Genomic DNA, 6202 nt, shown 5'->3' with positions numbered 1-6202 from the left:
AACACAGCAGTTAAGCTTCTTCACGCCGAGAGTAGTTGGTGGGAGACTGCCTGCGAGGGTAGGACGCTGCCGTGCTTATGGAGGATTAGCTCAGCTGGGAGAGCATCTGCCTTACAAGCAGGAGGTCACAGGTTCGAGCCCTGTATCCTCCATCTCGAGTCGTTAGCTCAGTTGGTAGAGCATCTGACTTTTAATCAGAGGGTCGACGGTTCAAGCCCGTCACGACTCATGGCCCCATTTTGCGGGTGTGGCGGAATTGGCAGACGCGCTAGATTTAGGTTCTAGTGTTTTCGGACGTGTGGGTTCAAGTCCCACCACCCGTATTCGCCAATAATATATACCATATTTACATTTTGCCGATTTAGCTCAGTTGGTAGAGCATCTGTCTTGTAAACAGGGGGTCGTACGTTCAAATCGTATAATCGGCATTACATATTGTGCGGAAGTAGTTCAGTGGTAGAACATCACCTTGCCATGGTGGGGGTCGCGGGTTCGAATCCCGTCTTCCGCTTTCATTACTTGCCGGGGTGGCGGAATTGGCAGACGCACGGGACTTAAAATCCCGCGGTTGGTTTCAACCGTACCGGTTCGACTCCGGTCCTCGGCATTTAGTGATGCGCCCTTAGCGCAACTGGATAGAGTGTCTGACTACGAATCAGAAGGTTGAAGGTTCAAATCCTTCAGGGCGCATAATTACGGGAAGTGGCTCAGTTTGGTAGAGCACCTGGTTTGGGACCAGGGGGTCGCAGGTTCGAATCCTGTCTTCCCGATTGTAATCTTTATAAAATGATTGCATTGTTGGCGGTGTAGCTCAGCTGGCTAGAGCGTCCGGTTCATACCCGGGAGGTCGAGGGTTCGATCCCCCCCGCCGCTATTTCCCAGAGCTTGGACCTTTAGCTCAGTTGGTTAGAGCAGACGGCTCATAACCGTCCTGTCGTAGGTTCGAGTCCTACAAGGTCCATAAAGTATGGAGTTTGTTTGTACTTTTATATTTTAAAATCGCGGGATGGAGCAGTCTGGTAGCTCGTCGGGCTCATAACCCGAAGGCCGGTGGTTCAAATCCACCTCCCGCAATATGGTCCATTGGAGCAGTGGTTTATCTCGTCTCCCTGTCACGGAGAAGATCATCAGTTCAAATCTGATATGGACCGTAGGATGGCTCGGTAGCTCAGTCGGTAGAGCAAAGGATTGAAGCTCCTTGTGTCGGCGGTTCGATTCCGTCCCGCGCCATTTATGTTAGTGCGGGTATGGTTTAGTGGTAAAACGAAAGCCTTCCAAGCTTTAGTCGCGAGTCCGATTCTCGTTACCCGCTTTTTGGGGCCTATAGCTCAGCTGGTTAGAGCGCACGCCTGATAAGCGTGAGGTCGATGGTTCAAGTCCATTTAGGCCCATTGTGGAGACTTACTCAAGTGGCTGAAGAGGCGCCCTTGCTAAGGGTGTAGATCGGGTTATTCTGGTGCGAGAGTTCGAATCTCTCAGTCTCCGCTGATATAATTAAGAAGACCGTAGATTTTGTTCTAACGGTCTTTTTAATTACTAGATATAGACTTTAATCAGTTGTTAAATCTTTAAAAGAGTTGTAATTCAGCCTTTTTTGAAAATATGTTATAACAATATTGGTATTGCCAAAAGTAAAAATTTTAATTGGCGATCCTATGAAAAAAAGTTTAACTTTTTGCACAAAACTCTTGCATGATGAATCATAATCCTGTATTATTAATAACGTTGTGATTCAGCAACTTAAAAGGATTTATCGAATTAACTAAATAAAAAATGATTGACTTTTGGCAATAAGTTCGGTATTATAATTAAGCGTCTTATGGCGTAAGAACGATAAATATGACCCGTTGGTCAAGTGGTTAAGACATCGCCCTTTCACGGCGGTAACATGGGTTCAAATCCCGTACGGGTCATTACCATTCTTGGTATATTTACATTTGGAGGATTACCCAAGTGGCTTAAGGGGACGGTTTTGAAAACCGTTAGACGGTCTTGCCGTGCGTGGGTTCAAATCCCACATCCTCCTTTATTAAAATCGCGGGATGGAGCAGTCTGGTAGCTCGTCGGGCTCATAACCCGAAGGCCGGTGGTTCAAATCCACCTCCCGCAATATGGTCCATTGGAGCAGTGGTTTATCTCGTCTCCCTGTCACGGAGAAGATCATCAGTTCAAATCTGATATGGACCGTAGGATGGCTCGGTAGCTCAGTCGGTAGAGCAAAGGATTGAAGCTCCTTGTGTCGGCGGTTCGATTCCGTCCCGCGCCATCAGCCTGGAGGAGTAGCGAAGTGGCTAAACGCGGCGGTCTGTAAAACCGCTCTCTCTGAGTTCGGCGGTTCGAATCCACCCTCCTCCATAATAGGGATATCGTATAAAGGTAGTACATCGGTCTCCAAAACCGCTAGTGTGGGTTCAATTCCTACTATCCCTGTTTACCTTCATGGCGGAATTGGTGAAGGGGTTAACACACCGGTTTGTGGATCCGGCATACATGGGTTCGAATCCCATATTCCGCCCTAGCATTGGGATATAGCCAAGCGGTAAGGCACTAGACTTTGACTCTATTATGCGCTGGTTCGAATCCAGCTATCCCAATCTATTTATTAATAAAATTCGATGGCGGTGTAGCCAAGTGGTAAGGCAGAGGTCTGCAAAACCTTAATCGTCGGTTCAAATCCGATCCCCGCCTTTATCGGTTCACTCATTGAACTGTTAATTAAAACATATTATTATGGCGGTGTGGCGGAATTGGCAGACGCGCCAGACTCAAAATCTGGTGTCCGTTTAGGACGTATCGGTTCGACCCCGATCACCGCTATTTACTGAGCAGCTCTCGTGTGAGAGCTGCTTTTGTATTGTTAATTTTTTCTATAAAAATTGCACAAGTTATGTGTAATCTTTATAATACCTTTTATGGAGGTATTTAAGATGAATATAGGTATCTTTACCGATTCATATTTTCCACAATTAAGTGGTGTTGCAACATCAATTAAAACCTTAAAGGATGCTCTTGAGGAGCAGGGTCATAATGTTTTTATTTTTACTACTACCGATCCTCATATAAAAAAAGGGACAGTTGAGGCTAACATATTCCGTTTCAGCAGCGTTCCCTTTATTTCGTTTACTGATAGACGTGTTGCGTTTAGAGGTTTTTTTGAAGCTACAAAAGTTGCTCGTGAAGTTAAATTGGATATTGTTCATACCCAAACCGAATTTGCTTTGGGTATGATAGGGAAGTACGTTGCCCACCAATTGAAAATTCCGGCAATTCATACTTACCATACTATGTATGAAGATTACCTGCACTACGTTTTAAATGGACATTTGCTTAGACCATATCATGTTAAGCAATTTACTAATGCCTACTTAAAAAATATGGATGGCGTTATAGCTCCCAGTAAGCGTGTAGAAGCACTTTTAAAGCGTTATAGAGTAAACATACCTATGAGAGTTATTCCAACTGGAGTGGACATAAATAGCTTAAATAAGCTTGAGACAGTTGACGTTCGCAAAGAGTTAGATATACCAGACGATGTACCAGTATTGTTAACTTTGAGCAGAGTTGCGGAAGAAAAGAAAATTGACCGCATTCTGAATGCAATGCCAGAAATTATTGATGAGTTTCCAAAAACACGTCTAGTAATTGCTGGCGATGGACCAGATATGGAAGTTTTGCAAGAACAGGTTGAAAGATTAACATTGGAAGATAGTGTAATATTTACTGGGGATATACCTCATGATGATGTTGGTTCATACTATAAAATGGCTGATTTGTTTGTTTCGGCCAGTGATACGGAAACTCAAGGTCTGACATATATTGAAGCCCTGGCTTCAGGCACAAGATGCGTCGTTTATGATACAGACTATACTGAGCATGTTTTTGATGATGAAGAATTTGGCAAAGTCTTTCATGGTCCTGGCGAAATGTTAAATGAAATACTATTCTACTTAAGAAAAGGGAGAAAACAAATCCCACATGATAAATTAGCTGCAAAAATGGATCAAATCTCTGCTCAAAAATTTGCCAGTTCAGTTTATCAATTTTATCAAGACACAATTTCAAATTATCAAAAGGATCTCAAAGAGGAGACAAATGATTAGAATTAATATGTTTTCACAAGCTGCCTCAGTAAAAGGACAGGGAGTCGGTTCTGCTTATACGGAGCTGATAAGATTACTTAGAACACACTTGGTCGATAAGTTTTATGTCACTAACAACAAGTATGGCAAAAGTGATCTGACACATTATCATACGGTAAATCCAACTTATTTTGCTAACAGCTTTTCACCAGCACGTGGACGCAAAATTGGTTATGTTCACTTTTTGCCGGAAACGCTTGAAGGATCAGTTAAATTGCCATCATTGGCAAAAAATATTTTTTATAAGTATGTAATAGATTTTTATAAACGGATGGATGAGATCGTAGTTGTTAATCCGATTTTTATTGATAAGTTAGTTAAATATGGTATTAAGCGTGAAAATGTGAAGTATATTCCCAACTTTGTATCGAAGAATGAGTTTTATTCAGAAAGTCAGGAAAAAAAGAATTCATTTAGGCATCAATTAGGTATACCACTTAATAAATTTGTGGTTTTCGGTGATGGTCAAGTACAAGCTCGTAAAGGTGTTGATGACTTTGCCAAATTGGCTGAGGCAAATCCTGAGATGCAATTTATTTGGGCCGGAGGCTTTTCTTTTGGCAAAATAACTGATGGTTATGATCATTTTAAAAAATTGGTCGAAAATCCGCCACATAATCTTAAATTTACGGGAATCATTGATCGACAGAAATTAGTTGACTACCTCAATATTGCAGATCTTTTTGTTTTGCCGTCTTATGATGAGCTGTTTCCTATGTCTGTTTTAGAGGCCTTTAGTTGTGGTACGCCAGTTTTGTTGCGCGATCTCGATTTATATCAGGCAATAATTAGTGGTTACTACCTCAAGGGCAGCAATTTTACTGAAATGAATCAGCAATTACAAGCAGCTGCTCACGATACTGCAATTTTAAATAAATATAGCAAGTTATCCGATGAAGCCAGTGAAAAATATTCTGAAGCTAATTTAGCCCACATATGGGATGATTTTTATCACGAACAGTATGAAATTGGTCGTGAGCTGGGACAAATCCGCTAATGAATAAAAAACACTTGTGGGGCGTTGCCATAGTTCTTGTAATAAGTGGCATAGTCTTATATGTTGACTTAAGATCAACTCCAATTGCGCAATTGGAGCAAGCAGCTCGCAATATTAATTTGATTGGATTAGTTGCTGTTTTTAGTTTGATGCTTCTTTCTTATGTTTTTGAAGCTAGCATTTTGGCAGTTCTTACCAAACGCAAAAATGAACCTAAACGTTCAAAATGGTCTTTTTTTAGAATTCCTTTGATTCAAGCGCTTTTCAATGCCATCACTCCTATGTCAACTGGTGGACAGCCTTCGCAATTGGCTGCTATGGTTCAAATGGGAATAGAAGGCGGTCGGGCAACATCCTTACTACTAATGAAGTTTATTATTTATCAAATTGTAGTTTTTTTAGCTTATGTCACTACAATTATTACTGGCTTTCATATGGTTGCAACCAAGTTTGCGGGTTTAGCTGTTTTCATTGCAATCGGCTTTTTAATTCATGTTAGTTCTATTGCTTTTTTGCTGGCAATTTTGTTTGCCTATAATTGGACTAAAAATGCTGCCAATTGGATAATGAACTTACTGGCGAAATTTATTAATCAAGAGCGGGTCGCTATATGGCGCAAAAACACGCTTGACAAAATTGAAACATTTTATGAAGAAAGCCAAAAGCTAAAAAGAGAAAAAAAGAAATTGCTAGTGTGTGTAGTACTCACTGTATTACAACTGTTATGTTTTTATTCAATTCCCTATATGACGCTGGTAGCTTTAAATGTTTCTGCTGATTGGGCAAGCGTAACTCAAATGAACATTATGATTATTATGTTCATGGCAATTATACCTATTCCGGGAGCATCAGGTGGGGCAGAATATAGTTTTCAAACTTTATTTTCCACCTTTATTTCATCTAATGGCACCTTAATCGTAGGGATGTTCTTGTGGCGTTTTGTCACGTACTTTTTCGGCATGATCTTAGGAATCTTTGGCTGGATTTTTAAACCGCAAAAATTGCTAAGCCCACCAAATGATTAATTTTTATTAAAATACCTGCGCATAATTGCACTTAAGGGTAA

The 6202-nt window shown here is 41.1% G+C and carries 3 protein-coding genes and 27 tRNA genes; all 30 read left to right on the top strand.

Annotated features, from left to right (window positions below; genetic code table 11):
* The first annotated feature begins 79 nt into the window (after nucleotides 1–79).
* The 30 genes from LDM90_RS06595 to LDM90_RS06450 all read left to right on the top strand — a co-directional run bounded on the left by LDM90_RS06595 (nucleotide 80) and on the right by LDM90_RS06450 (nucleotide 6161).
* Nucleotides 80–152: transfer RNA gene (locus LDM90_RS06595), tRNA-Val, on the top strand.
* Between the two features lie 4 nt (nucleotides 153–156).
* Nucleotides 157–229: transfer RNA gene (locus LDM90_RS06590), tRNA-Lys, on the top strand.
* Nucleotides 230–241: 12 nt separating this feature from the next.
* Nucleotides 242–323, top strand: a tRNA-Leu gene (locus LDM90_RS06585).
* 32 nt (nucleotides 324–355) lie between these two features.
* Nucleotides 356–428: transfer RNA gene (locus LDM90_RS06580), tRNA-Thr, on the top strand.
* 11 nt (nucleotides 429–439) lie between these two features.
* Nucleotides 440–511, top strand: a tRNA-Gly gene (locus LDM90_RS06575).
* A gap of 10 nt (nucleotides 512–521) precedes the next feature.
* Nucleotides 522–607: transfer RNA gene (locus LDM90_RS06570), tRNA-Leu, on the top strand.
* A 9-nt stretch (nucleotides 608–616) separates the two neighbouring features.
* Nucleotides 617–690, top strand: a tRNA-Arg gene (locus tag LDM90_RS06565).
* A gap of 6 nt (nucleotides 691–696) precedes the next feature.
* Nucleotides 697–770, top strand: a tRNA-Pro gene (locus LDM90_RS06560).
* Between the two features lie 30 nt (nucleotides 771–800).
* Nucleotides 801–874, top strand: a tRNA-Met gene (locus LDM90_RS06555).
* Nucleotides 875–887: 13 nt separating this feature from the next.
* A tRNA-Ile gene (locus tag LDM90_RS06550) sits at nucleotides 888–961 on the top strand.
* 39 nt (nucleotides 962–1000) lie between these two features.
* Nucleotides 1001–1074: transfer RNA gene (locus LDM90_RS06545), tRNA-Met, on the top strand.
* Between the two features lie 3 nt (nucleotides 1075–1077).
* Nucleotides 1078–1151: transfer RNA gene (locus tag LDM90_RS06540), tRNA-Asp, on the top strand.
* Between the two features lie 6 nt (nucleotides 1152–1157).
* Nucleotides 1158–1230, top strand: a tRNA-Phe gene (locus tag LDM90_RS06535).
* A gap of 11 nt (nucleotides 1231–1241) precedes the next feature.
* Nucleotides 1242–1312: transfer RNA gene (locus tag LDM90_RS06530), tRNA-Gly, on the top strand.
* 5 nt (nucleotides 1313–1317) lie between these two features.
* A tRNA-Ile gene (locus tag LDM90_RS06525) sits at nucleotides 1318–1391 on the top strand.
* A 4-nt stretch (nucleotides 1392–1395) separates the two neighbouring features.
* Nucleotides 1396–1485 (top strand) — tRNA-Ser (locus LDM90_RS06520).
* Between the two features lie 356 nt (nucleotides 1486–1841).
* A tRNA-Glu gene (locus LDM90_RS06515) sits at nucleotides 1842–1913 on the top strand.
* A 26-nt stretch (nucleotides 1914–1939) separates the two neighbouring features.
* A tRNA-Ser gene (locus LDM90_RS06510) sits at nucleotides 1940–2026 on the top strand.
* A gap of 10 nt (nucleotides 2027–2036) precedes the next feature.
* A tRNA-Met gene (locus LDM90_RS06505) sits at nucleotides 2037–2110 on the top strand.
* Nucleotides 2111–2113: 3 nt separating this feature from the next.
* Nucleotides 2114–2187: transfer RNA gene (locus tag LDM90_RS06500), tRNA-Asp, on the top strand.
* 6 nt (nucleotides 2188–2193) lie between these two features.
* Nucleotides 2194–2266, top strand: a tRNA-Phe gene (locus tag LDM90_RS06495).
* A 7-nt stretch (nucleotides 2267–2273) separates the two neighbouring features.
* Nucleotides 2274–2355 (top strand) — tRNA-Tyr (locus LDM90_RS06490).
* A 4-nt stretch (nucleotides 2356–2359) separates the two neighbouring features.
* Nucleotides 2360–2430 (top strand) — tRNA-Trp (locus LDM90_RS06485).
* 12 nt (nucleotides 2431–2442) lie between these two features.
* A tRNA-His gene (locus tag LDM90_RS06480) sits at nucleotides 2443–2515 on the top strand.
* Nucleotides 2516–2522: 7 nt separating this feature from the next.
* Nucleotides 2523–2594: transfer RNA gene (locus LDM90_RS06475), tRNA-Gln, on the top strand.
* A gap of 23 nt (nucleotides 2595–2617) precedes the next feature.
* Nucleotides 2618–2688, top strand: a tRNA-Cys gene (locus LDM90_RS06470).
* Nucleotides 2689–2732: 44 nt separating this feature from the next.
* Nucleotides 2733–2817: transfer RNA gene (locus LDM90_RS06465), tRNA-Leu, on the top strand.
* Between the two features lie 110 nt (nucleotides 2818–2927).
* Nucleotides 2928–4100, top strand: coding sequence for a glycosyltransferase family 4 protein (locus tag LDM90_RS06460; RefSeq protein WP_223896785.1), 1173 nt, complete (start codon nucleotides 2928–2930; stop codon nucleotides 4098–4100).
* A complete protein-coding gene (locus LDM90_RS06455) occupies nucleotides 4093–5136 on the top strand; it encodes a glycosyltransferase family 4 protein (protein ID WP_198213214.1) in 1044 nt (347 codons plus the stop codon). The genes LDM90_RS06460 and LDM90_RS06455 overlap by 8 nt, the downstream gene beginning before the upstream one ends.
* Nucleotides 5136–6161 (top strand): lysylphosphatidylglycerol synthase transmembrane domain-containing protein, encoded by a 1026-nt coding sequence (locus LDM90_RS06450; protein ID WP_223896786.1) that lies wholly within the window; start codon nucleotides 5136–5138, stop codon nucleotides 6159–6161. Before LDM90_RS06455 ends, LDM90_RS06450 begins: the two co-directional genes overlap by 1 nt.
* Nucleotides 6162–6202 lie beyond the last annotated feature (41 nt).

The organism is Lactobacillus huangpiensis (genome assembly GCF_019972815.1).
Taxonomy (GTDB): Bacteria; Bacillota; Bacilli; order Lactobacillales; family Lactobacillaceae; genus Lactobacillus; species Lactobacillus huangpiensis.
This window is presented reverse-complemented; position numbering and strand designations above follow the sequence as displayed.